Here is a 24,708-nt window from a genome sequence, read left to right as displayed (position 1 = left end):
CCCGGCCGTGGGCGCGGCCCCCGTAGCCCGGGATCACCCGCCGACCCCTTCCCCCTGCCACAGGCCGCGGATCCCCGCCACGCCCTGGCCGCCCCGAGCCCGGGCCCGGGGGATGTGCGCCGGGGTCATCCCCCCCAGGGCATAAACGGGGCAACCCGCGGCCCGCGCCAGTTCCGCGAACCGGTTCCAGCCCAAAGGCCTGGCCCCCGGATGGGTGGCCGTGGGGGCCACCGGGGAGATTACGACAAAATCACATCCCAGGCCCCGGGCCTGCCCCAGGGAATCCGCGTCGTGCACGGAGGCGGCCACGAGCTGCCCATCCCCCACCTGGGGGCGCGCCCCCTTTGCCGCCCACTGCGCCAGCCGTACCCCGTTGAGATGGACCCCGTCGGCCCCCGCCGCAGCGGCCGTTTGCGGGTCGGCATTGACCAGGATCCGGGCCCCATGGCGGTGGCACAGGGGCACCGCCTCCCGCGCCAGGGCCAGCACCTCTGCCTGCGTCCAGGCCGGGGCCCGCAACTGCACCAGCCGCACCGTCCCCTTCTCCAGGGTACGGGCCAGCCCCCGCAGCACCGCCTCCGGATCCGGATGATCCGGGGTGATCAGGTAGCGGTCCGGCAGGCTCAGGGCCCGCAGGATGGGCCGGTTGGCGGCGGGGAACTCCAGCCCCGGCAGGTCCTGCACGGGCACCCAGCGCAGGGGCTGTCCCTCCCGGCCCCGGGGGCTGCCGGCGTAGCCATGGACCGTGAACACGTGCAGACGCACGCACCCCTCGGGGTAATCATGGGCCACGGTGATCAGCGGCGCCGCCCGCCGGGGCAGGATCCCCAGCTCCTCGTCCAGCTCCCGCGCCAGGGCCCGGGCCGGTGACTCCCCCGGGGCCACCTTGCCGCCGGGGAACTCCCACCGCCCACCCTGGGGCAGATCCCGGGGACGGCGGGCCACGAGACAGGCCCCGGATGGATCCAGGATCACGCCGATGGCGACGTCAAGGCAACGGGGTGCGGTCATGGGTATGGAGAAAGGCCTTTGCAGCTCCGCGGACCCGCCGCGGCATGGGGGGATCCCCTCAGGAGCGGTACTCGGCGTTGATGCGCACGTACTCGAAGGAAAGATCGCAGGTGTAGATCTCGGTGCAGGCCGTACCCCGCCCCCCCAGATGGATGCTGATCACCGGCTCGTCCCGGGCCATGACCCGGGCCCCGTCCGCCTCCTGGTATCCCGGGTCGCGCCCCCCATTGCGGACGATGCACACCTCGTCCAGATGGATGCACACCGCCCCCACGTCCAGGTCCGCCACTTCGGCCCGGCCCACCGCCGCCAGGATGCGCCCCCAGTTGGGATCGCTGGCGAACAGGGCCGTCTTCACCAGGGGGGAGAGGGCCACGGTGGTGGCCACGCGGCGGGCCTCGGCGATGTCCCGGGCAGATTCCACCCGCACGGTGACAAACTTGGTGGCCCCCTCGCCGTCGCGCACGATGGCCTGGGCCAGGTGGCGGCAGACGCGGTCCAGGGCGGCCGCGAAGGCCGCCACGTCGGCCTCTCCCGCCAGGCCCACCCCGGAGGCCCCGGTGGCCGCCAGGACACAGGCATCGTTGGTGGAGGTATCGCCGTCCACGGTGATGGCGTTGAAGCTGGTGTCCACGCAGCCCTGGAGCAGGTCCTGCAGGGTCTCTTCGGGCACACGGGCATCGGTGGCCACAAAGGCCAGCATGGTGGCCATGTCCGGGTGGATCATGCCCGAACCCTTGGCGATGCCGGTGAGGGTCACCTCGCCACCGGAGAGGGTCACCCGCTCGCTGATGCCCTTGCCCACGGTGTCGGTGGTCATGATGGCGCGCATGGCCGGGATCCAGCCCTGGGCGGACAGGGCGGACCGGGCCGCCGGCAGCGCCGTGGTGATGCGCCCCACCGGCAGGGGTTCCCCGATCACCCCGGTGGAGAAGGGCAGTACCGCCTCGGGGGCGCAATCCCCCTCCCCGGCCACCGCCCGGCAGCAGTCCAGGGCCGCCACCCTGCCCGCCTCGCCGGTACCGGCATTGGCATTGCCGGCGTTGATGAGCAGGTAGCGGGGGCTGCGCGAGTGCTGCAGATGGCTGCGGGCCACCTGCACCGGGGCGGCGCAGAAGGCATTGCGGGTGAAGACCGCGGCGCAGGCGGTCCCCGGGGCCAGTTCCATCAGCACCAGGTCGTCCCGCCCCTGGTAGCGGATGCCGGCGGCCACCGCCGACAGGCGCACCCCGGGGACGGGCAGCAGGGTCTCGGGTTCATGCAGGTGCACGGCCATGGCCTGGCTCACTCCAGGCGGCCGTGGCAGTGCTTGTACTTCTTGCCGGAACCACACCAGCAGGGATCGTTGCGCCCCAGCTTGGGCCCCTCACGACGGTAGGGCCGCTCCGGTTCACCCGCCTCTTCCCCGGTGCGGGCCCCCTCCGGCGCCTCCTCCTGCGCCTGCTGGGACAGGGCGGCCTGCGGCTCGGCGTGCTGGAACTCCATCTCCTGGGGGCGGGCGCTGCGGCCCTGGGTCTCCAGGGCGGCGGCGTCCTCGGCGGAGTGCACCTGCAGGCGCATGAGCATGGAGATGACGTCGTGCTTCACCCGTTCCAGCAGGGACTCGAACATGGCGAAGGCCTCGCGCTTGTACTCCTGCTTGGGGTTGCGCTGGGCATACCCGCGCAGGCCGATCCCCTGGCGCAGGTAGTCCATGGCCACCAGATGCTCCTTCCAGTGGCTGTCCAGCACCTGCAGCATCACGTCCTTCTCGATGCGCCGCATCATCTCCGGCCCCACCACGGACTCCTTGTCCTTCAAGGCCTGCTTGAAGCGCTCCCGCAGCCGTTCCCGCAGGCTCTCCTCGTGGAGATCGTCGTCCGCCTCCAGCCAGGCGGCCACATCCGCCTGCAGGGCGAAGTCCTTCTCCAGGGTCTGGGTCAGACCCTGCACGTCCCACTGCTCCTCCACGCTCCCCGGGGGCACATGGCTGGCGAAGACCCCGTCCACCACGTCGTCCAGTACCGAGGCGATGGTGTCGGAGATGGCGTCGGCATCCAGGACCTCACGGCGCTGCTCGTAGATGACGCGGCGCTGGTCGTTGGCCACGTCATCGTATTCCAGCAGGTTCTTGCGGATGTCGAAGTTGTGCCCCTCCACCTTGCGCTGGGCGTTCTCGATGGCACGGGTCACCCAGGGGTTCTCGATGGATTCCCCCTCCTTCATGCCCAGGCGCTGCATCACCGTCTTCACCCGGTCGGAGGCGAAGATGCGCATGAGGTTGTCCTCCAGGGAGAGGAAGAAGCGGCTCGAACCCGGGTCCCCCTGGCGGCCTGCACGGCCCCGCAGCTGGTTGTCGATACGGCGGGACTCATGGCGCTCGGAGCCGATGATGTGCAGACCGCCGGCATCCAGCACCGCCTCATGGCGCTTGGCCCACTCGGCCTTGATCCGCTCCACCTGGGCCGGATCGGGATGCTCCCCCAGGGCCTCCAGTTCCGCGTCCAGGCTGCCTCCGAGGACGATGTCGGTCCCGCGGCCGGCCATGTTGGTGGCGATGGTCACGGCCCCCGGCCGGCCCGCCTGGGCGACGATATGGGCCTCCCGTTCGTGCTGCTTGGCGTTGAGCACCTCGTGGTGGATGCCGGCCTTCTTCAGCATCCCCGAGAGGGTCTCCGAGGCCTCCACCGAGGCGGTCCCCACCAGCACCGGCTGGCGCCGCTGCACGCAGTCCTGGATCTCCTCGATGATGGCCTTGTACTTCTCCTTCTGGGTCATGTAGACCACGTCCTGGAGGTCATCCCGGATCATGGGCTTGTTGGTGGGGATGACCACCACCTCCAGGGCATAGATGTGCTGGAATTCGTAGGCCTCGGTGTCGGCCGTGCCGGTCATGCCCGAGAGCTTGTCGTAGAGGCGGAAGAAGTTCTGGAAGGTGATGGAGGCCAGGGTCTGGTTCTCGTTCTGGATCGGCACCCCTTCCTTGGCCTCGATGGCCTGGTGCAGGCCCTCGGACCAGCGCCGGCCGGGCATGATGCGGCCGGTGAACTCGTCGATGATGAGGACCTTGTTGTCCCGCACCAGGTAGTGCACGTCCCGCTGGAACAGGGCATGGGCCCGCAGGGCGGCGTTCAGGTGATGCAGCACGGGGATGCTGGCGGCATCGAAAAGGGCCTGGTCCTCCCGCAGCAGCCCCGCCTCCCGCAGCAGGCGCTCGGCCTTTTCCTGCCCCTCCTCGGACAGAAAGACCTGCTTGACCTTCTCCTCGACGTAATAATCCCCCTCGGATTCCTCATCGGCCTGGGGGGTGAGCTGCGGCACGATGTCCTTCATGCGCAGATAGAGGTCCGAGTTCTCACTGGTGGGTCCGGAGATGATCAGGGGCGTGCGCGCCTCGTCGATGAGGATGGAGTCCACCTCGTCCACGATGGCGTAGGCCAGGTCCCGTTGCACCCGGTCCTCCGGGCGGAAAGCCATGTTGTCCCGCAGGTAGTCAAAGCCGAATTCGTTGTTGGTGCCGTAGGTGATATCCGCGGCATAGGCCTCCCGCCGGGTCACGGGTCGCAGGTGGACCGGGGCCTCTTCGGAACCGGGGAATTCCGGATCAAAGACATAGGAGGCGCTGTCCACGCCCCGCCCGCCGGAGGAGTTGATGACCCCGACGCTCAGCCCCAGGGCGTGGTAGAGGCGGCCCATCCAGGCGGCGTCGCGGCGGGCCAGGTAGTCGTTGACCGTGATGATGTGCACCCCCCGGCCGGGCAGGGCGTTGAGGCAGGCCGAGAGGGTGGCCACCAGGGTCTTGCCCTCGCCGGTGCGCATCTCGGCGATGCGCCCGTCGTGGAGGACCATGCCGCCGATGAGCTGCACGTCGAAGTGACGCATCCCCATGACCCGGCGCGCCGCCTCACGCACCACGGCGAAGACCTCCGGGAGCAAGTCGTCCACGGTTTCGCCCCGGTCGAGGCGCTCCCGGAAGGTCTGCATGCGCCCCTTGAGGGCCTCATCCGAGAGCCCTCGGACCTCCTCCTCGAAGGCGTTGACCTGCTCCACCACCTTGCCGTAACGCTTGACCAGGCGGTCGTTGCGGCTGCCGAAGATCTTTCTTACCAGGGACTTGACCATGAAGGCTCTACGTCGGGTTGCCCAAAGACAGGGGACGATGATAACCGATCCGACACCGCCACGCAGGGGGCAGCGGGACGGCGCCCCCCAGTACAGCGGGAGGGTGCGGGCATGGTGTTCCCCCCTTGGGCATTGCTAGACTCGATCTGTCCATCCCAAGCCGCCCCACCGCGCCCCATGAGAGCCCCCAGGACCTATCTCGATCCCCATATGCTGGAGCATGCCCGCCGCCTGGAGGCCCTGACCGGCAGCGTGCGCGAACTGTTGCCGCCACAGCTGCGGCCCCACTGCTGGGTGGGCAATCTGCGGGACGGGGAACTGGTGCTGGTGACGGACGGGGGGAGTTGGGCCTATCCCCTGCGCTACATGCGCCGGGAGATCCTCAAGCAGGTGCGGGACCACCATGGCGTCACGGCACGCACGGTGCGCATCCGGGTGCAGCCGGCCATGCGGGCCCTGGATACTGGCCAGGGCACACCGCCGCCCCCCCTCAGCCCGCGTGCACGGGAGGCCCTGCAGCACGCCGCGCGGGCGGTGGCGGACCCGGATCTGAGGCGCAGCCTGCGCCGCCTGGCCGACCGCTGAGGCGGGGCGGGCTCAGATGGGGGCGGCGGCCGGCTGGGCGTAGGAGATGGGCACGCGCTTTCCCTCCTCCTCGAAGGTGATGATCTCGTAGGCCTGCGGGTCCTGGATCAGCTTGCGCGTCAGGCAGTTGTTCAGGGCATGACCCGATTTATGGCCGGTGAAGGCGCCGATGAGGCTGTGCCCCAGCAGGTAGGTGTCGCCGATGGCGTCCAGGATCTTGTGCTTGACGAACTCGTCCCGGTAGCGCAGACCGTCCTCATTCAGCACGCGGAAGTCGTCCAGCACCACGGCGTTGTCCAGGCTCCCCCCCAGGGCCAGGCGCTTGCTGCGCAGGGCCTCGATGTCCCGCATGAACCCGAAGGTGCGGGCGCGGCTCACCTCCTTGACGAAGGACGTGGTGGAAAAATCCAGTTCGGCGCTCTGGATGCCATCCTTGAAGATGGGATGCTCAAAACCGATGGAAAAGGCCACCTTGAAGCCGTCAAAGGGATCCAGGCGGGCCCATTTGTCGTCTTCCCGCACCTCCACCCGCTTGCGGATGCGGATGAAGCGCTTCGGGGCGTTCTGCTCGACGATGCCGGCGGACTGGATGAGGAAGACGAAGGGTCCGGCGCTGCCATCCATGATGGGGACCTCGGCGGCGCTGAGATCCACGTAGAGGTTGTCGACCCCCAGGCCGGCCACCGCCGACATCAGGTGTTCCACCGTGGAGACACGCACCCCGTCCTGCACCAGGGAGGTGGAGAGGCAGGTGTCCCCCACCCCCTCCGGATGGGCCCGGATCTCCACCGCAGGCTCCAGGTCCACGCGGCGAAAGACCACACCGGTGTTCACCGGGGCCGGCCGCAACATCAGGTAGACCTTCTCCCCGGTATGGAGCCCGACCCCGGTGGCCCGGATCGTGTTCTTGAGCGTACGCTGTCTGATCAAGGTATGTGTCCTCGGATGGGCGAGCGGGTTGGACGGCCCTCCTGCCGTTCCCGCCGCGGCAAATCATGACCTGGCCCGTAAAAAGTCGGTAACAATACCACAGCTGTCACCATGTTGCAGCGCAGCATGCAGGCATTCCGGGGGATGGCCCCGCCCGGAGGGGCCTTTGGAGGGACAGCCGGACCGCCCCGGACCGGGGCGGCCGCTGCGTGCAGGCATCCTCAGTCCGCCTGCTTGCGCAGGAAGGCGGGGATGTCCAGGTAGTCCATGTTGGACTTGCCGGAGCCGTCGTAGGTCTGCCCCTGGGGCTTGCTGCGGCGTGCGGATGCCGCGGGGCGCTCGCCCTGGCCGTAATCCATCATCTCCAGCTCCGGATCCGCCTGGGTGGCCACGGCACCGCCCCCTGCGGCGGCCACCTGCTGGCGGGTTTCCACCAGTTTCACATTGGGCTTCTCCCGCGCCGGGCGGGCGACCTGAGACTGGGCGCCGAGACCGGTGGCCACCAGGGTGACCCGCAGTTCGTCGTTCATGTCCGGGTCGATGACCGTACCCACCACCACGGTGGCATCCTCGGAGGCGAACTCCTTCACTGCGGCGCCCACCTCCTCGAATTCACCGATGGACATGTCCATGCCGGCGGTGACGTTCACCAGGATGCCGCGGGCCCCGGCGATGTTCACGTCCTCCAGCAGCGGGCTGGAGATGGCCGCCTCGGCCGCCACCCGGGCCCGGTCTCCACCGGAGGCGGTGCCGGTGCCCATCATGGCCATACCCATCTCGGACATCACCGTGCGCACGTCGGCGAAGTCCACGTTGATCAGCCCCGGACGGGTGATGAGTTCAGCGATCCCCTGCACGGCTCCCAGAAGGACATCGTTGGCGGCCTTGAAGGCATCCAGCAGGGTCACGTTCTTGCCCAGCACCGAGAGCAGCTTGTCGTTGGGGATGGTGATGAGCGAGTCCACGTACTTGGCCAGGTTCTCCATGCCCGACTGGGCTACCTGCATGCGCTTCTTGCCCTCGAAGGGGAAGGGCTTGGTGACCACGGCCACCGTCAGCACCCCCATCTCCTTGGCGATCTGCGCCACCACCGGGGCGGCCCCGGTGCCCGTGCCGCCGCCCATGCCGGCGGTGATGAAGACCATGTCGGCCCCGTCGATCACCTCCTGGATGCGTTCCCGGTCCTCCAGGGCGGCCTCGCGGCCCACGCCCGGGTCGGCACCGGCCCCCAGCCCCTTGGTGATGTGGGCGCCCATCTGCAGCAGGGTCTTGGCATCCACCCGCTTCAGGGCCTGGGCATCGGTGTTGGCGCAGACGAAGTCCACGCCCTCGATGGAGGCGTTGACCATGTGCTGCACGGCATTGCCGCCGCCACCGCCGACGCCGATCACCTTGATCACCGCGTTCTGCGGATAGGTATCCATAAGTTCAAACATGACTGCTACCTCCTAACAACCCTTGCGTTGCATCCGATTGATTTGCAGGCCGCCCGCTGGGCGTCACCCGCCGCCGTAGACTGAGTTTGTTTCTCCCCCGGGCCGTCACAGGTTCCCCTGGAACCAGTTGCGCATGCGTGCCCATACCGTTTTCATACCGCCTCCGCGCAGCCCCTCCGCCGAACCTTCCTGGCGGCTGCGATGGCCGAAAAGCAACAGCCCCACGCCGGTGGAATGCACCGGGTGACGCACGGCGTCCACCAGACCGGTGACCCCCTGGGGTACGCCCAGACGCACCGGCATGTGGAACACCTCCTCCGCCAGCTCCGCCACCCCCTCCATCTTCGAGGAGCCCCCGGTGAGCACCACCCCTGCAGCGGCCATCTCCTCGCAGCCGGAGCGGCGCAGTTCCGCCTGCACCAGGGAGAGCAGCTCCTCGTAGCGGGGCTCCACCACCCCCGCCAGGGTCTGGCGGGAGAGCCGCCGCGGCGGCCGGTCCCCCACCCCGGGCACCTCGATGGTCTCCTCCGGATCCGCCAGCTGGCGCAGGGCGCAGGCGTAGCGGATCTTCAGGTCCTCGGCGTACTGGGTGGGGGTACGCAGGGCCACGGCGATGTCGTTGGTCACCTGATCGCCGGCGATGGGGATCACCGCCGTGTGGCGGATGGCCCCGTCGGTGAACACCGCGATATCGGTGGTGCCGCCGCCGATATCCACCAGACACACCCCCAGCTCGCGTTCGTCCTCGGTGAGCACGGCGTGGCTGGAGGCCAGCTGCTCCAGGATGATGTCGTCCACCTCCAGGCCGCAGCGGCGCACACACTTGGTGATGTTCTGCGCCGCCGACACCGCGCCGGTGACCAGGTGTACCTTGGCCTCCAGACGCACCCCGGACATCCCCACCGGCTCGCGGATCCCCTCCTGTTCGTCGATGATGAATTCCTGGGGCAGGACATGGAGGATGCGCTGATCCGCCGGGATGGCCACCGCGCGGGCGGCGTCGATGACCCGTTCCACGTCCGCCGGCGTCACCTCCTGATCCTTGATGGCCACCACCCCGGTGGAGTTGAGGCTCTTCACGTGGCTGCCGGCGATGCCGGTGAACACGGAGTGGATCTGGCAACCGGCCATGAGCTCCGCCTCCTCCACCGCCCGCTGGATGGACTGCACGGTGGACTCGATGTTCACCACCACCCCCTTCTTCAGCCCGCGGGAGGGATGGCTGCCGATGCCGACGATCTCGATGCCCCCGTCATCGGTGATCTCGCCCACGATGGCCTCCACCTTGGAGGTGCCGATGTCGAGACCGACGATCATTCCTCTATCCGAGCGTTTGGGCATGAATCCTCATCTCCACGAACGTGACCCTGCTGAATCTCTGCCGCACCGGGACCTGCACCTTGTTCATCCCTCCACCCCCGCCGGGACCCAGGCCACGGCGATGCCGTTGGCGTAACGCATATCGATGCGCCGGATGGGGGCCTCACGGTAGGCCCGCAGGCGCGGATACATACGCACCAGGCGGTCCAGCCGCGCCGGGTCCATGCCCCGGCCCATGAGCACCCGGCTGCCATCGGCGAGGTAGACGGTCCAGGAACGGCGCGCGTCCTCCGTCAGCCCCGCCACCTCCAGTCCCACATCCGCCAGGCGGGCCTGCACCGCCAGCAGCCGCTCCATGAGCACCCGCTCCCGTCCCGGCGGCCCCTCCAGGGCCGGCAGCCCCGGGGGCAACGTGCCCGCCCCCGGCCGGAATGGCTCGCCGTACTGATTGAGCACCGCGGCATCCCCCCAGCGGGCCACCGGCACCTGCTCGTCCACCCGCAGGCGCACCCCATCGGGCCAGACCCGCTCCACCGAGGCGTTGCGGATCCAGGGCAGGGCCTCCAGGTCCCGCCGCACCGCCGCCAGGTCCAGGGTGAAGAACCCGGCGGGCAGGTGCGCCGAGACCACCTCCTGCACCGTCTCCCGGGGCAGATGGCGCAGCTCCCCCTCCACCGTCACCCGCTCCACCGGCAGGGTATCCACCCGGTCCAGATACCCGGTCAGGGTCCAGACCGTCCCCGCCAGGGCCACCAGCAGCCCCGTCCCCCCCAGGGTCCGCCCCAGGCGCCCCCAGGACACCCGTTGCCACCAAGGGGTGCGGGGCCGCCTGCGCCGAGCCATACCCTGTCCGCGCCGGGCCATCACGCCTCCCCGTGCACAAACGTGGTGTCCAGGATGCGCAGCACCAGGTCCTCAAGATCCAGGCCCGCGGCCCGGGCGGCCATGGGCACCAGGCTGTGATCGGTCATCCCGGGCACGGTGTTCACCTCGATGAGCCAGGCTTGACCCGATTCGTCCCGCATCAGGTCCACCCGGCCCCACCCCCTGGCAGTGACGGCGGCAAAGGCCTCCAGGGCCAGGGTCTGCAACCGGGCCTCCTCCTCGGGGGGCAGCCCGCAGGGACACAGGTAGCGGGTGTCCCCGGCGAGATACTTGGCCTCGTAGTCGTAGAAGGCCCGCGGCGTCTCCAGCCGGATCAGGGGCAGGGCCTCGCCGTCCAGGATCGCCGCCGTGTACTCCTGGCCCGTGATCCAGGCCTCGGCCAGCACGGGGCCGCCGCAGGCCGCCGCCGTGGCATGGGCCTGTACCAGCTCCTCGGCCCGGTTCACCCGGGTCATGCCGATGCTGGAGCCTTCCAGGGCCGGCTTGACGATGAGCGGCAGGCCCAGGGCCGCCACCACCGCCCCCGGATCGAACCCCGGCTGCAGCACGCAAAACTCCGGCGTGGGCAGACCGGCGCCGCGCCACAGGCGCTTGCTCATGAGCTTGTCCATGGCCACGGCCGAGGCGGCCACGCCGCTGCCGGTATAGGGGATCCCCGCCAGTTCCAGGGCCCCCTGCACCACCCCGTCCTCACCGCCGCGGCCGTGCAGGGCGATGAACACACGATCGAAATGCCCCCGCTGCAGCACCTGGAGCACATCCCGGTCCGCGTCCACGCCGTGGGCGTCCACCCCCGCCGTGCGCAGGGAGTGCAGCACCGCCTGGCCGCTGCGCAGGGAGATGGCCCGCTCCGCGGACCACCCCCCCATGAGCACCGCCACCCGGCCGTAATCCGCAGGATCCCGCCGCGTCATGGCACGCACACCTCCGCCGGCTCGCCGAGGATGCACACCTCGGGCTGCAGGTCCACGCCGTGGTGCGCACGCACCCGCCGGCGCACCTCTTCCATCAGGGCCTCCATGTCCGCGGCGCGGGCCCCGCCGGTATTGACGATGAAGTTGGCGTGGCGTTGCGATACCTGCGCCCCGCCGATGGCCAGCCCCTTGAGACCCGCCGCCTCGATGAGCCGCCCGGCGTGGTCCCCCTCGGGATTGCGAAACACCGAACCGCAGGTGGGCACGCCCACCGGCTGGGTACGGTTGCGCCGTTGCAGCAATGCCTGCATGCGCTGGCGCGCCGCCTCGGGGTCCCCCGGTTCCAGGCGCAGCACCGCCTCCACGAAGCCCCCCTCCCGGGGGCCCTGCACATGGCGGTAGCCGGCGGTGAAGGCCCCACGGTCGTACCGGTGCAGCCCGCCACGGCGGTCCATGCACAGCACCGACTCCACACGGGACCAGATCTCGTCGCCAAAGGCCCCGGCGTTCATGGCCAGCGCCCCCCCCAGGGTCCCGGGGATCCCCACCAGGAACTCCAGGCCGCAGAGGCCCCGATCCGCGCAAAGCCGGGCCAGGCGGGGGACGCCGATCCCGGCCCCGGCCCGGACCCGGTTTCCCTCCAGGAACTGCAGCTGATCCATGCCCCGTCCGGGGGTGAGGACCGTGCCCCGCAAACCGCCGTCGCGCACCAGCAGGTTGCTGCCCAGCCCCAACCAGAACAGGGGCTCATCGGCGGGCAGCCGGGCCAGGAAGCGGGCCAGGTCCTCGGTATCCGCGGGGCGGTACCAGCGGTCCGCCGGACCGCCCACGCGCCAGAGGGTGTGGCGCACCATGGGCTCGTCGCGGCGCAGCTCCCCGCGCAGCCCGTTCGTCTCTGGCATGTCGGGCACGCGCATCATGCCGCACCTCCCCGGGGGGCCAGGGCCGCGGGCAGGGCGGCGGCCAGGGCCCCCACATTGCCCGCCCCCTGGGTGAGCAGCACATCCCCGTCCTGCAGCAGGTCCGCCAACACCGGGGCCAGGCGTTCCGGCGTCTCCACGAAGACCGGATCCACCCGCCCGCGCATGCGCACGGCCCGGGCCAGGGTACGGCCGTCGGCCCCCTGGATGGGGGCCTCGCCGGCGGGGTAGACCTCCAGCAGCAACAGGGCATCGGCCCCGGAAAGCACCTGGGTGAAGTCCTCGAACAGGTCCCGGGTACGGGTATAGCGGTGGGGCTGGAAGGCCAGCACCAGCCGCCGCTGCGGCCAGGCGGCGCGGGCCGCCGCCAGGGTGGCCGCCACCTCCGTGGGATGGTGACCATAGTCGTCCACCAGCAGGACCCGGCCCGCCGGCACCGGGATCTCGCCATACACCTGGAAGCGGCGGCCGATGCCCTGAAAACCCGCCAGGGCCCGCTGGATGGCGGCATCCTCCACCCCCAGCTCGTGGGCCACGGCCGCCGCCGCCAGGGCATTGAGCACGTTGTGCCGCCCGGGCAGGTTCAGCGTCACCGGCAAGGGCTGCGGCCGGCCCGGCAGGCACAGGCCGAAACGGGTCTGCGTGCCCAGGGGCTGCAGATCCACGGCACGCACGTCCGCCTCCGAGTCCACACCGTAGGTGAGCACGGGGCGACCCACCCGGGTCAGAAGGGCTCGGATCTGCGCGTCGTCCACGCACAGCACCGCCAACCCGTAGAAGGGCAGATGGTGCAGGAACTCGAGAAAGGCCTCCTGCAGGCGCTCGAATTCCCCCTCATAGGCGGCCAGATGATCGGCATCGATGTTGGTGACCACCGAGATCATGGGCTGCAGGCAGAGGAAGGAGGCATCGCTCTCGTCCGCCTCCGCCACCAGGTAATGCCCCTGGCCCAGGCGGGAATGGCTGGCGGTGCTGTTGAGCCGGCCGCCGATGACGAAGGTGGGGTCGAGCCCCCCCTCCGCCAGCAGGCTGGCCACCAGGCTGGTGGTGGTGGTCTTGCCATGGGTGCCGGCCACGGCGATGCCATAGCGAAAGCGCATGAGCTCCGCCAGCATCTGCGCCCGGGGCACCACCGGGATGCGCCGGGCATGGGCCGCCTGCACCTCGGGGTTATCGTTGCCCACGGCGCTGGAGACCACCAGCACATCGGCCCCCTCGGCATGGGCCGCCGCGTGGCCCCGGTGGATCACCACCCCCCGTTCCGCCAGGCGCCGGGTGACGGCATTCTCCGCCAGGTCCGAGCCGGTGACCCGGTAGCCCAGGTTGGCCAGCACCTCGGCGATCCCGCCCATGCCGGAACCGCCGATGCCCACGAAGTGGATGCGGCGGATGCGGCGCATGCCCATCATGGTGGCGGGAGGGGTCATGGGCGTTCTCCTTCCCCGGCGAGGGCGAGGCAGGCCCCGGCCACCTGCCGGGCGGCATCGGGGCAGGCCAGGGACCGGGCCCGCTGTGCCATCCGCCCCAGGGTCGCACGGTCCAGGGATTGCAGACGGGCCGCCAGGTCGGCGGCGTCCAGTGCATCCTGGGGCACGAGCCAGGCGGCCCCGGCATCGGCCAGGTGGCGGGCGTTGGCCCGCTGGTGATCGTCCACGGCGTGGGGATAGGGCACCAGCAGCGAGGCCACGCCGGCGGCGGCCAGTTCGCATACGGTGAGGGCACCGGCGCGGCAGATCACCAGGTCCGCCCAGGCATAGGCCTCGGCCATGTCCTCGATGAAGGGCCCCACATCCGCCTCGACACCGGCCTGGCGATAGGCCTCGCGGGCCGCCTCCAGGGTGCGCTCCCCGGCCTGATGGCGGATCTGCGGCAGCTGCGCCGCCGGCAGCCGGGCCACCGCCTCGGGCACCCGGGTGTTCAGGGCCAGGGCCCCCAGGCTGCCCCCCAGCACCAGCAGCCGCAACGGCCCCTCCCGACCGGCCAGGCGCTCCTGGGGCGGCGCCAGGCGCAGGATGTCCTCGCGCACCGGATTCCCCACCGTCACCGGCCGGCGCGGCGCGGGGAAGGTGTCCGGGAAGGCCTGCAGGACCCGGTCGGCGAGCCGGGCCAAGGCGCGGTTGGTGAGACCGGCCACCGCGTTCTGTTCATGGATCACCAGGGGCCGACCCAGGGCGGCGGCCATGAGCCCGCCGGGACCGGAGGCGAATCCCCCCAACCCGAGCACGACCCGGGGACGCAGACGCAGCATCAACCCCAGGGCGGCCCACAGGGCCGCCCCCAGGCGCCAGGGGGCCATGAGCCAGGTGCCCATGCCTTTGCCCCGCAGGCCGCTCACCGGAAGCGTGTAAAAGGGGATGCCGGCGGCGGGCACCAGCCGCGCCTCCAGCCCACGGGCGCTGCCCAGCCAGCACACCGCCTCGCCTTGGGCGCGCAGGGCATCGGCCACCGCCAGTCCCGGGAAGACATGCCCCCCGGTGCCCCCGGCCATGATGAGGATGGGACCGCCGCTCATGTCTCCCCCCGATGCAATGCCGCGCCGCTGGCGCGGGTCTCCCGGTGGACCCGGGCGAGAAGCCCCATGGCGGCCAGGGTCACCAGCATGGAACTGCCGCCATAGCTCATCAGGGGCAGGGTGAGCCCCTTGGTGGGCAGGATGCCCATATTCACCCCCATGTTGATGAAGGCCTGCAGCCCGATCCAGATGCCGATGCCCCAGGCCAGATAGGCCCCGAAGGCCCGCCCGGCCAGCTCCGCGGCCCGGGCGATGGCGAAGCTGCGCCACACCAGCACGGCGAACAGGAGCGCCACCACGGTGACCCCCGCCAGGCCCAGCTCCTCCGCCAGCACGGCGAACAGGAAGTCGTTATGGGCCTCGGGCAAGTAGAACAGCTTCTGCACACTGCCGCCGAGCCCCACCCCGAACCAGGAGCCGCTGCCGATGGCGATGAGGGACTGGGTGAGCTGGAAGCCGCTGTCGAAGGGATCGGTCCACGGGTTCAAAAAGCCGGTGAGCCGGGCCATGCGATAGGGGGTCTGGACGATGGCGAAGCCCATAAGCGCACACACCCCGGACAGCAGCAGGGCGAACTGCCAGAGCCGGGCCCCGGCAAGGAAGAGCATCCCCAGGGTCACCGCCAGGAGCACCACCCCCGCGCCGAAGTCCGGCTGGGCCAGCAGCAGGAGCGTGGTCAGCCCCATCAGGATCAGGGGTTTGGCGAAACCCGCCAGGCTGCGGCGCACCTGTTCCCCGTGGCGCACCAGGTAACCGGCCAGATAGATGGGGACCAGGAGCTTGACCACCTCCGAGACCTGCAGGTTGAACAGGCCCAAGGAGATCCAGCGCGTGGCACCGTTGACGGTATGCCCCACCCCCGGCACCAGCACCAGCACCAGCAGCAGGAAGATCCCCAGCAGGGCCGCCGCCCCGGACCGCTCCCAAAGCTCCAGCGGCGTGCAGTACATCCCCCAGGCGACGATGCCCCCCATGAGCACGTAGATCCCCTGCCGCAACAGATAATGGAAGGGCTGGCCCAGTTGCGCATCGGCCACCCCGATGGAGGCGGAGGCCACCATCACCAGCCCCAGGGAAACCAGGGCCAGGACCGTCAGGGTCAGCCCTGGATCCAGCCACTGATGCAGACCGCGCACGGCGCGCTTGTGCGCACCCCGGCTCGCCTGTAGGGAGGCCCCGATCATGCCAGTCCCCTCCGTACCGCGGATTCAAACACCTCGCCCCGATGGGCATAGCCCCGGAACAGATCGAAGCTGGCGCAGGCGGGGGACAGCAATACGCAATCCCCCCGCCGGGCCAGGCGTCCGGCTTCGGCCACCGCCTGCTCCATGTGCGAGACCCGCACCACCGGCACGACACCGTCCAGGGCGGACTCGATACGGGCGGCATCCTGACCCAGCAGGATCACCCCCCGGGCCTTGCCGCGCACCGCCTCCCGCAGGGGCGTGAAGTCCTGCCCCTTGCCCTGGCCGCCGGCGATGAGCACCACCGGGCCCTGCAGCCCCTCCAGGGCCGCCAGGGTGGACCCCAGGTTCGTGCCCTTGGAATCGTTGTACCAGTCCACGCCCCGCACCCGGGCCACCCACTGGCAACGGTGGGGCAGCCCGGAGAAGCGTTGCAGCGCCTGCAGGCGGGCGGCCATGGGCAGGTCCACCGCCTCCCCCAGGGCCAGGGCCGCCAGGGCGTTGGCCAGGTTGTGACGCCCGAACAGACGCAGTGCCGACACCGGCAGCAGCGGTTCCCTGCCCCGGCCGAGCCATTCTTCCTCCCCGCAGCGCACCAGGCCGTAGTCCCCTTCCGCCGGTTCCCCCAGGCCGAAGGTGATCCCCGCGGGACCCGGCATGTCCCGCACCCGGGGATCCTCCCGGTTGCGCACAGCCACACCGGCCCCGGCGTAGATCCGCGCCTTGGCAGCGGCGTACGCATCCAGGTGGGCATGACGATCCATGTGATCGGCGGCCACGTTGAGCACCGCCGCCGCGGCACAGCGCAGCCCCCGGGCAGTCTCCAACTGGAAGCTGGAGAGCTCCAACACGTAGAGATCCGGTTCCGGGTCCGTCAGCAGATCCAGGGCGGGCGGTCCCAGGTTACCCCCCACACCCACACGGCGGCCGGCGGCCCGGGCCATCTCCGCCACCAGGGTGGTGACGGTGCTCTTGCCGTTGGAACCGGTGATCCCCACCACCGGGGCCCGGGCCACATCGGCGAACAGGGCGATGTCCCCCAGGATATGGGCCCCCGCCGCCCGGGCCGCGGCCACGGCGGGTTCCTGCGGGCTCACCCCGGGGCTCAGCAGCAGACGCGAGAAGCGGGTGAACAGACCGGGATCGAAGGGCCCGAGGTGCACCGGGATGGCCGGATCCAGGGCGCCGAGGGCGGCCACTCCCGGCGGGGACAGGCGGGAGTCGGCGACGCAGAAGGCCTCGCCGCGGGCGGCCAGATGCCGCGCCACGGAGAGCCCCGTCTCCCCCAGTCCCACGATGAGTGTGTTCATCCCCTGCACGCCGTCCCCGCCCTCAGCGGACCTTCAGGGTGGCCAGGCCCACCAGGACCAGGACCACGGTGATGATCCAGAAACGCACGATGACCCGAGGTTCGGGCCAGCCCTTGAGTTCGAAATGATGATGCAGCGGCGCCATGCGAAAGACCCGCCGCCCCGTGAGCCGGTAGGACAACACCTGTACGATCACCGACAGGGTCTCCACCACGAAGACCCCGCCCATGATCACCAGCACGATCTCCTGGCGGGTGACCACCGCCAGCAGGCCCAGGGCCGCCCCCAGGGCCAGGGCCCCCACGTCCCCCATGAACACCTGCGCCGGATAGGCGTTGAACCAGAGAAAACCCATGCCGGCCCCCACCAGGGCCGCGGCGAAGATGGCCAACTCCCCCGCCCCATGCACGAAGGGGATGCCCAGGTAATCGGCAAAGATGGCGTGTCCCGAGACGTAGGCGAAGATCCCCAGGGCCCCGGCCACCAGCACGCTGGGCATGATGGCCAGCCCGTCCAGACCGTCGGTGAGATTCACGGCATTGCTGGAGCCCACCACCACCAGCCACACCAGGGGGATGAACCAGAGTCCCAGATCGATGGCCACGTCCTTGAAGACGGGCACGATCAGGGTGGTCTCGATGGGGGCCTGGGCGGTGGTATAGAGCAGGCCGGCGCAGCCCAGGGCCACCAGGGACTGCCACAGGAACTTGCGCCGTGCCGACAGGCCGCGGCTGTTGCCGTAGCGCAGCTTCAAGTAATCGTCGATGCCGCCGATGACCCCGAACAGGAGGGTGGTGATGAGCACGATCCAGACGAAACGATTGCCCAGATCGCTCCACAGCAGGGTGCTCAGCGCCACCGCCACCAGGATCAGTGCCCCGCCCATGGTGGGGGTGCCCGCCTTGCCCAGGTGGGTCTCGGGACCGTCGTCGCGCACCTGCTGGCCGATCTTGTACAGGGTGAGGCGCTTGATCATCCCCGGGCCGATGGCGAAGGCGATGAGCAGGGCCGTGATCACCCCCAGGATGGCCCGCAGGGTCAGATACTGAAACACGTGAAACCCCGAATAAAACTGGGCCAGATAGTCAAACAGAATGAGCAGCATGCTCACCCTCCCCCTGGATGCTTGTCATGATCCGCCCCGGCGCAGACCGCCAAGGCATCGGCCACCGCATCCATGCGCTGGGACCGTGAACCCTTCACCAACACCACATCCCCCGATCGCAGTGTCCCCCGCAGGGCCGTGATCAGTGCCTGCCGGTCCGGGAAGTGACGCCCCCCCGGCCCGAAGGCCTCCACCGCATGGCGGCACAGGGGGCCGGTGGCCCAGAATCCATCGATACCGTGTTCGGCGGCATGGCGCCCCACCGCCGCGTGCAGTTCCGGGGCCGCCGTGCCCAGTTCCCCCATGTCCCCCAGCACCAGGAAGCGCCGTCCCGGCTCCTTGGCCAGGACCTGGATGGCGGCCCGCACCGACGCCGGGTTGGCGTTGTAGCTGTCGTCGATGAGGCGCACACCGCCACTGCCGGGGCGCAAGGCCAGGCGTCCCGGCACCGGGGGCATGGCCTCCAGACCGGAGCGCACCCCCTGGAGATCCACCCCCAGGGCCAGGGCGGCAGCCGCGGCCGCCAGGGCATTGCTGCGGTTGTGCTCCCCCGCCAGGGGCAGGGCCACCGTCACCGTCTCCCCTGCGGCGGTGATGCGCAGACGCCCTTGGGCATCCAACTCGCCGGCCACATCCACGTCCGGCCGCAGACCGAAGCGCAGCACCCGGCGGTGGGTGTTGAACCCGGCCCAATAATCGGCATGGGGATCGTCGCCGTTGATCACGGCCACGCCATCCGCCGCCAGTCCCGAGAAGATCTCCCCCTTGGCCCGGGCCACCGCCTCGATGCTGCCAAAGCCCTCCAGATGGGCGGGGCCGGCATTGGTGATCAGGGCCACGTCGGGGGCCGCCAGGGCCGTGAGGCCGGCGATCTCACCGGCATGGTTCGCCCCCATCTCGATGACCGCGAAACGGTCCCCGGGGGAGAGTCCCAGCAGGGTGAGGGGTACCCCGAGTTCGTTGTTCAGATTGCCCCGGGTGGCCCATACCGGCCCCATGGTGTGCAGGATGGCCGCCAGCATCTCCTTGACCGTGGTCTTGCCGTTGCTGCCGGTGAGGGCCACCACCGCCGCCCCGCAGCGCCGGCGCCAGGCGGCGGCCAGATCCGCCAGGGCGCGGCGGGTATCGGCCACCTCCACCCACGGCAGAGGGCTGGCCACGGGGCGCTCCACCAAGAGACCGGCGGCGGGCAGGTCCGCTCCGGCAAAGGCATGGCCATCGAAGCGGGGCCCGCGCAGGGCGACGAACAGCCCCCCCGGCAGCGGTTGCCGGCTGTCGCTGAACACGCCGCGGACGGTGCCGTCGGCCCCGTGCAGGCGTCCACCGGTGATGCGGGCCACTTCCGAAAGGGGCAGTTGCATCATGGCGCCCCCTCCCGCCCGGTGAGGGCGGCGGCCAGTTGGCGGTCGCTGTAGGGGCGGCACTGGTCGCCGATGGTCTGCCCGGTCTCGTGCCCCTTGCCGGCCACCAGCACCAGGTCCCCCGGGGCCGCCTCCTCGTAGGCCCGGCGTATGGCCGTCTCCCGCTCCGGCTCTACGATCACCCCACCGGGATCGGCGAAACCGGTGCACACCTCCCGCAGGATGGCCATGGGGTCCTCGTGGCGGGGGTTGTCGCTGGTGAGGAGGACCCGGTCGGCATGGCGCTCGGCGGCGGCGGCCATCAGCGGCCGCTTGCCCCGGTCCCGGTCGCCGCCACAGCCGAAGACACACCACAGACGCCCATCGCAGTGCTCCCGGGCCGCCTGCAGGGCCTGGACGAGGGCCCCGGGGGTGTGGGCGTAGTCCACCACCAGCGTCGGTCCGTTGGCGCTGTGGAAGCATTCCATGCGTCCGGGCACGGTGGCGGCGTGACCCAGGTGCTCCAGGGCTTCGGCCAGGCCCACGTCCAGGCTCAACAGCCCCCCCAGGGCCGCCAGCAGGTTGTAGACATTGAATCGTCCCAGGACACCCGCCTCCAGGACGCCCTCGCCCCAGGGCGTCTCCACGGCAAAGCGCAGCCCCCGGGGCAGGCATTCCACCTCCCGGGCCAGCAATTGATCCCGTTTGCCGGGGTCCGGGGACAGGCCATAGCCCAGAACGGGCACCTGTCCGTCCAGGCGCCCCGCCAGCTGGACGCCGAAGGGATCGTCCAGATTGAGGATGGCCGTCTTCAGGTGGGGCCAACGGAACAGCCGGGCCTTGGCCTCGCCATAGGCATGGGGGGTGACGTGATAGTCCAGGTGATCCCGCCCCAGGTGGGTGAGGATGGCCACGTCGAACTCGACCCCGTCCACCCGTCGCTGGTCCAGGGCATGGGAGGAGACCTCCATGACCACACGGCGCACCCCCTGATCCCGCAGCGCGGCCAGGCCGGCCTGCACTGCGAGGGCGTCGGGGGTGGTCCATTGCGTGGGCACCAGGGCCCCGGGGCGGCCGTTACCCAGGGTCCCCATCAGGCCACAGGGGGGGGCCATGGTATCCAGGGCCGTGGCCAGGAAATGACTGACGGAGGTCTTGCCGTCGGTGCCGGTGACACCCACCACCTGTAGCTCATGGCTGGGATGGCCATGGAAACGGGCGGCAATGGCCCCCAGGTGCTGGCGCAGTCCGGGAACGGCGACGCAGGGCACCCCCAGGACCGTGGGATCCGGGGGCATGATGCCCTCCACCGGCTCCCAGATCACGGCCACGGCCCCCCGCTCCACCGCCTGAGGGGCATGGAGCAGGCCGTGTTGATGGCCCCCGCAGAGGGCGAAGAAGGCCTCTCCGGGGCGCGCGCCCCGGCTGTCCAGGGCCAGCCCCTGGACAGGCATGTCGCCGCCGGAGGGCACCTCCACCCCCGGACCCAGCAGCCGGTCCAATCGCCATGGATGCGGGGAGCGGCTCATGCGGGTGCCCGCCGCTCGGGGCCGGATACGGTCCGCAACTCAGGCAGATCGTCCGGCGGGATGTCCATGAGACGCAGGGCCCCCTGCATCACCCGGGAAAAGACGGGGGCGGCCACCTGGCCGCCGTAGTATTCCTCTCCGGCAGGCTCGTCGATCATCACCACCATCACCAGGCGTGGATCGCTGGCGGGGGCCATCCCGGCAAACAGGGCCCGGTGACGGCCCTCGGCATAGCCGTCACTACCCAGCTTGCGTGCGGTTCCGGTCTTGCCGGCGACGCGATACCCCTCCACCGCCGCACGGCTGGCCGTGCCCTCCGGGGACACCACCCCCTCCAGCATGCGCACCACGCTGCGGGCGGTGGCCTGGCTCATCACCCGGCGGGGCTCCCTGTAGGAGACCTCATCGGGCGTAAAATGGACCGGCACGAGCACGCCATCATTGGCCAGGGCCGCGTAGGCCTGGGCCAGTTGCAGGACGGACACCGAAAGGCCATAGCCGAAGGCCATGGTGGCCTGTTCCACCTCCCGCCAATAGAGGAAGTCCCGCAGGCGGCCATGGGCCTCACCGGGGAAACCGCTGCCGGTGCGCCGGCCGAACCCCACGGCATAGAAGGTCTCCCAGAGGCGGCGGGGTTCCAGCTTCAGGGCCAGGCGGGCCGCGCCCACATTGGAGGACTTCACCAGCAGGGTGCGCAGGTCGATGGTGCCGTAGTTGCGGTGATCCCGAACCAAGGCCTCGCCCACACGGAAATACCCGGGGCCGGTCTCCAGCTGGCTGCCGGGGCCAAACCGGCCGGACTCCAGGGCAGCCACCACGGTGAAGGGCTTCATGGTGGAACCGGGCTCGATGCTGTCGGTCACCGCCCGGTTGCGGGTCCGTCCGGGCTGGAGGGTGTCCCGGTTGTTGGGATTGAAGGAGGGCTGATTGGCCATGGCCAGGATGCCGCCGGTACGGGCATCCAGAAGCACCAGGGATCCGCCGCGGGCGCCATGGGCCACCACCGCAGCCTTCAGTTCCCGGTAGGCCAGGTACTGGATGCGCTGATCGATGGTCAGGCGCAGATCCTTTCCGGGCCGGGCGGGACGGATGGATTCCACGTCCCGGATGATCCGCCCATGACGATCCTGGAGCACCCGTTTGGCCCCCACCTGCCCGGAGAGGTGATCGTCGAAGGCCAACTCCAGCCCTGCGAGCCCGCGATCGTCGATGTCGGTGAATCCCAGCACATGAGCCGTCACCTCCCCAAAGGGGTAGTACCGGTGGTACTCCCGCTGCAGCCCCACGCCGGGGATCTCCAGGGCGGCCACCTGCCGCCCCGTCTCCGGCGTGACGTGACGGCGCAGGTAGACAAACTCACGTCCGGCGCGGCGCTCCAGCCTGCGCCGCAGGGCCTGGGCATCCATTTCCAGGACCCGTGCCAGGGCCGCCAGCCCCTGGGGATCGGTCAGGGCCTTGCCGGGATGGGCCCAGACCGTATCCACCGGGGTGCTCATGGCCAGGGGTTCGCCGTTGCGGTCGGTGATCATGCCGCGATGGGCCGGCAGCGAGACCACCCGCAGCTGGCGCGCCTCCCCCTCGCTGCGCAGGAAGTCCTGCTGCAGCACCTGCAGGTCCACCCCGCGCACCACCACCGTGGCGAAGGCGAACGCAAACGCCGCCAGCACGAAGGTGCGGCGCCAGGGCTTTACGGTTGTGCCTCGCTCGTTCATCTTCATTCCAGCAGGATCACGGTGCTGCGGGCATCGGGCATGCGCATGCCCAGACGCTCGCGGGCCTCCCGCTCGATACGCCCGTGGGTGGCCCAGGTGCTCTGTTCCAATTGCAACCGCCCCCATTCCACGTTCAATGCATCGCGCCGTTCCAGGGCCTGCTGCAGCCCCATGAAGAGGACGCGGCTCTGGTGGCGGCTGTACACCACCCCCAGCGCACTGGACATCACCAGGGCAAAGAGCAGGCCCAGCAACCAGGGGCGCAGGCTCATGGCAACCGCTCCGCCACCCGCAGGACCGCGCTCCGGGCCCGGGGGTTGGTCATCACCTCATCCTCCTGCGGCCGGTGGGCACGGCCCACGAGGCGCAGGGTCCGGCCCGGCGGCGGATCCCGCACCGGGAGCTCGCGGGGCAAGGGCTCGCCCTGTACCTGTCGCCGCATGAACCGCTTCACCCGACGGTCCTCCAGGGAATGGAAACTGATCACCGCCACCCGCCCCCCGGGGGCCAAGGCGGCGGGCACCTGCCCCAGGCAGGCATCCAGGGCCTCCAGTTCACCGTTGACCCGCATGCGGATGGCCTGAAAGCTGCGCGTCGCCGGATGCTTGTGCCGCTCGCGGCGGGGCACGGCCTCGGCGATCAGCGCCGCCAGCGCCCCGGTGCTGCGAATGGGCGCCTCACGGCGCGCCTCCACCAGCCGCCGGGCGATGCGCCGGGCGAAGCGCTCTTCACCCAAGTCGCGCAGCACCGCGGCGATCTCCGCCTCTTCGGCCCGGGCCAGCCAGTCGGCCGCCGACTCCCCGCGGGTGGGATCCATGCGCATATCCAGCGGGCCGTCCCTCATGAAACTGAATCCCCGCTGCGGGTCATCCAACTGCGGCGAGGAGACCCCCAGATCCAACAGGATCCCATCCACGCGGCCTGCCAGTTCCCGCGCGGCCAGCACCGCCCCCAGCTCCACGAAGGAGGTGCGCACAAACTCCAGCCGCGGGTCCAGGGCCATGCGCCGGGCCACCGCCTCCGCCTGCGGATCCTGATCCAGGGCGATGAGACGGCCCCCGGGGCCGAGCCGTTCCAGGATGGCGGCACTGTGCCCCCCGCGCCCGAAGGTGGCGTCCACGTAGAGACCCTCCTGGCGGATGGCCAGGGCCTCCACGGACTCCCGCAGCATCACCGGGCGATGGTCGTCCCCCTCTCCCTCACAGGGTGAGGGTGTCCAGTCCTTCGCCTGGTTCACCTTCGTCTTCCTCCTCCCGGAACCACTGGTCGCGGCGGCGCACCCAGGTCTCTTCGTCCCACAGTTCGAATTTGTTGCCTTGGCCCACGAGCACCACCCGCTTCTCCAGCCCGGCGTACTCGCGCAGGGGCGTGGGCAGCAGGATCCGTCCCTGGCCATCCAGATCACATTCGGTGGCATGCCCCACCAGCAGGCGCTGTAACCGCCGCACCCGCCGATCCACATTGGGGCGGCTCATGAGGGCCTGTTCGATGCGCTCCCACTCGGGAAGGGGATAGACCAGGAGACAGCCGTCTCGATCCACGGTGACGATGAGATGCCCCTCGCAGGTCTGCGTCAGGCGGTCGCGATAGCGATGGGGCATCGCCATGCGCCCTTTGGCATCCAGGTTCAGATTGGTTACCCCGCGAAACACGACCGCCTCGGTCCTCCACCGGGGGGTTCCGGCAGGACCTTCCCCTGAACGCCCATGACAGTTCACCCACGAAAGGGGTCGGCTTAGGACATTCGCCCCACCAACCACCACATATCCCCATGCGTCCCCACTATAGGTAGGCCTTCACGGGGGTGTCAAGGTAAAAACCGGCGGCGATGACCGAGATTTATGCTTGCGTCACAAATAGTTACCCGAACCTTCACATCCAGCCCTCAACCCTGGATGGAGTTTCCATATGGAT

21 protein-coding genes are annotated in these 24,708 nt (G+C 70.2%); 1 reads left to right on the top strand and 20 read right to left on the bottom strand.

Annotation, left to right across the window (positions count from 1 at the left end; all coding sequences use genetic code 11):
* Positions 1 to 33: 33 nt before the first annotated feature.
* From BM214_RS07145 to secA, 3 genes are read right to left on the bottom strand one after another with little or no spacing between them, the layout of a single operon-like run.
* Positions 34 to 1,011, bottom strand: a complete 978-nt coding sequence (locus BM214_RS07145) for a Nudix family hydrolase (protein WP_090484968.1) — start codon at positions 1,009 to 1,011, stop codon at positions 34 to 36.
* A gap of 58 nt (positions 1,012 to 1,069) precedes the next feature.
* Positions 1,070 to 2,287, bottom strand: a complete 1,218-nt coding sequence (gene argJ, locus BM214_RS07140) for a bifunctional glutamate N-acetyltransferase/amino-acid acetyltransferase ArgJ (protein ID WP_090484966.1) — start codon at positions 2,285 to 2,287, stop codon at positions 1,070 to 1,072.
* Positions 2,288 to 2,295: 8 nt separating this feature from the next.
* Entirely contained in the window at positions 2,296 to 5,112 is a 2,817-nt protein-coding gene (gene secA / locus BM214_RS07135; RefSeq protein WP_090484964.1) for a preprotein translocase subunit SecA, read from the bottom strand.
* A gap of 177 nt (positions 5,113 to 5,289) precedes the next feature.
* On the opposite strand from secA, the gene BM214_RS07130 reads away from it, so the two are divergent.
* Positions 5,290 to 5,697, top strand: a complete 408-nt coding sequence (locus tag BM214_RS07130; protein ID WP_177217612.1) for a DUF721 domain-containing protein — start codon at positions 5,290 to 5,292, stop codon at positions 5,695 to 5,697.
* A 12-nt stretch (positions 5,698 to 5,709) separates the two neighbouring features.
* Here BM214_RS07130 and lpxC read toward each other — a convergent pair whose 3' ends face one another.
* The 17 genes from lpxC to mraZ form a co-directional block, all read right to left on the bottom strand.
* Complete coding sequence (gene lpxC / locus BM214_RS07125; protein WP_090484960.1) at positions 5,710 to 6,627, bottom strand: UDP-3-O-acyl-N-acetylglucosamine deacetylase; 918 nt, start codon at positions 6,625 to 6,627, stop codon at positions 5,710 to 5,712.
* A gap of 221 nt (positions 6,628 to 6,848) precedes the next feature.
* Positions 6,849 to 8,063, bottom strand: a complete 1,215-nt coding sequence (gene ftsZ / locus BM214_RS07120) for a cell division protein FtsZ (RefSeq protein WP_090484958.1) — start codon at positions 8,061 to 8,063, stop codon at positions 6,849 to 6,851.
* A 105-nt stretch (positions 8,064 to 8,168) separates the two neighbouring features.
* On the bottom strand, positions 8,169 to 9,404 hold the full coding sequence (ftsA, locus tag BM214_RS07115; protein ID WP_090484956.1) for a cell division protein FtsA: 1,236 nt from the start codon (positions 9,402 to 9,404) through the stop codon (positions 8,169 to 8,171).
* 63 nt (positions 9,405 to 9,467) lie between these two features.
* A complete protein-coding gene (locus tag BM214_RS07110; RefSeq protein ID WP_244887887.1) occupies positions 9,468 to 10,184 on the bottom strand; it encodes a cell division protein FtsQ/DivIB in 717 nt (238 codons plus the stop codon).
* 62 nt (positions 10,185 to 10,246) lie between these two features.
* Positions 10,247 to 11,182, bottom strand: a complete 936-nt coding sequence (locus tag BM214_RS07105; RefSeq protein WP_090484952.1) for a D-alanine--D-alanine ligase — start codon at positions 11,180 to 11,182, stop codon at positions 10,247 to 10,249.
* On the bottom strand, positions 11,179 to 12,084 hold the full coding sequence (gene murB, locus BM214_RS07100) for a UDP-N-acetylmuramate dehydrogenase (protein ID WP_090485177.1): 906 nt from the start codon (positions 12,082 to 12,084) through the stop codon (positions 11,179 to 11,181). Before murB ends, BM214_RS07105 begins: the two co-directional genes overlap by 4 nt.
* 14 nt (positions 12,085 to 12,098) lie before the next feature.
* On the bottom strand, positions 12,099 to 13,529 hold the full coding sequence (gene murC, locus BM214_RS07095; RefSeq protein WP_177217611.1) for a UDP-N-acetylmuramate--L-alanine ligase: 1,431 nt from the start codon (positions 13,527 to 13,529) through the stop codon (positions 12,099 to 12,101).
* Entirely contained in the window at positions 13,526 to 14,614 is a 1,089-nt protein-coding gene (gene murG / locus BM214_RS07090) for an undecaprenyldiphospho-muramoylpentapeptide beta-N-acetylglucosaminyltransferase (protein WP_090484950.1), read from the bottom strand. Before murG ends, murC begins: the two co-directional genes overlap by 4 nt.
* Positions 14,611 to 15,798 (bottom strand): putative lipid II flippase FtsW, encoded by a 1,188-nt coding sequence (gene ftsW, locus BM214_RS07085; protein ID WP_090484947.1) that lies wholly within the window; start codon positions 15,796 to 15,798, stop codon positions 14,611 to 14,613. Before ftsW ends, murG begins: the two co-directional genes overlap by 4 nt.
* Positions 15,795 to 17,108 (bottom strand): UDP-N-acetylmuramoyl-L-alanine--D-glutamate ligase, encoded by a 1,314-nt coding sequence (gene murD / locus BM214_RS07080; RefSeq protein WP_090484945.1) that lies wholly within the window; start codon positions 17,106 to 17,108, stop codon positions 15,795 to 15,797. The genes ftsW and murD overlap by 4 nt, the downstream gene beginning before the upstream one ends.
* Positions 17,109 to 17,130: 22 nt before the next feature.
* A complete protein-coding gene (gene mraY, locus BM214_RS07075; protein WP_090484943.1) occupies positions 17,131 to 18,213 on the bottom strand; it encodes a phospho-N-acetylmuramoyl-pentapeptide-transferase in 1,083 nt (360 codons plus the stop codon).
* 2 nt (positions 18,214 to 18,215) lie between these two features.
* Positions 18,216 to 19,577 carry a UDP-N-acetylmuramoyl-tripeptide--D-alanyl-D-alanine ligase gene (locus BM214_RS07070; RefSeq protein WP_090484941.1) on the bottom strand — a complete coding sequence of 454 codons (1,362 nt, stop codon included), beginning with the start codon at positions 19,575 to 19,577 and terminating at the stop codon, positions 18,216 to 18,218.
* The gene (locus BM214_RS07065) at positions 19,574 to 21,082 is read right to left on the bottom strand and encodes a UDP-N-acetylmuramoyl-L-alanyl-D-glutamate--2,6-diaminopimelate ligase (protein ID WP_090484939.1); all 1,509 of its coding nucleotides are present in this window, start codon (positions 21,080 to 21,082) and stop codon (positions 19,574 to 19,576) included. Before BM214_RS07065 ends, BM214_RS07070 begins: the two co-directional genes overlap by 4 nt.
* Entirely contained in the window at positions 21,079 to 22,794 is a 1,716-nt protein-coding gene (locus BM214_RS07060; protein ID WP_090484937.1) for a peptidoglycan D,D-transpeptidase FtsI family protein, read from the bottom strand. The genes BM214_RS07065 and BM214_RS07060 overlap by 4 nt, the downstream gene beginning before the upstream one ends.
* Before the next feature lie 2 nt (positions 22,795 to 22,796).
* A complete protein-coding gene (gene ftsL / locus BM214_RS07055) occupies positions 22,797 to 23,066 on the bottom strand; it encodes a cell division protein FtsL (RefSeq protein WP_090484935.1) in 270 nt (89 codons plus the stop codon).
* Positions 23,063 to 24,031: a 16S rRNA (cytosine(1402)-N(4))-methyltransferase RsmH gene (rsmH, locus tag BM214_RS07050; protein ID WP_280521887.1), complete on the bottom strand. Its 969-nt coding sequence runs from the start codon at positions 24,029 to 24,031 to the stop codon at positions 23,063 to 23,065. Before rsmH ends, ftsL begins: the two co-directional genes overlap by 4 nt.
* On the bottom strand, positions 23,994 to 24,446 hold the full coding sequence (gene mraZ / locus BM214_RS07045; RefSeq protein WP_090484931.1) for a division/cell wall cluster transcriptional repressor MraZ: 453 nt from the start codon (positions 24,444 to 24,446) through the stop codon (positions 23,994 to 23,996). The genes rsmH and mraZ overlap by 38 nt, the downstream gene beginning before the upstream one ends.
* Positions 24,447 to 24,708: the final 262 nt, after the last annotated feature.

Origin of the sequence: Ectothiorhodospira mobilis (assembly GCF_900114895.1) — a bacterium.
In the GTDB taxonomy this organism is placed as follows: Bacteria; Pseudomonadota; Gammaproteobacteria; order Ectothiorhodospirales; family Ectothiorhodospiraceae; genus Ectothiorhodospira; species Ectothiorhodospira mobilis_A.
Note: the sequence above shows the minus strand (reverse complement) of the source record. Positions and strands in the feature narration are given on the sequence as shown.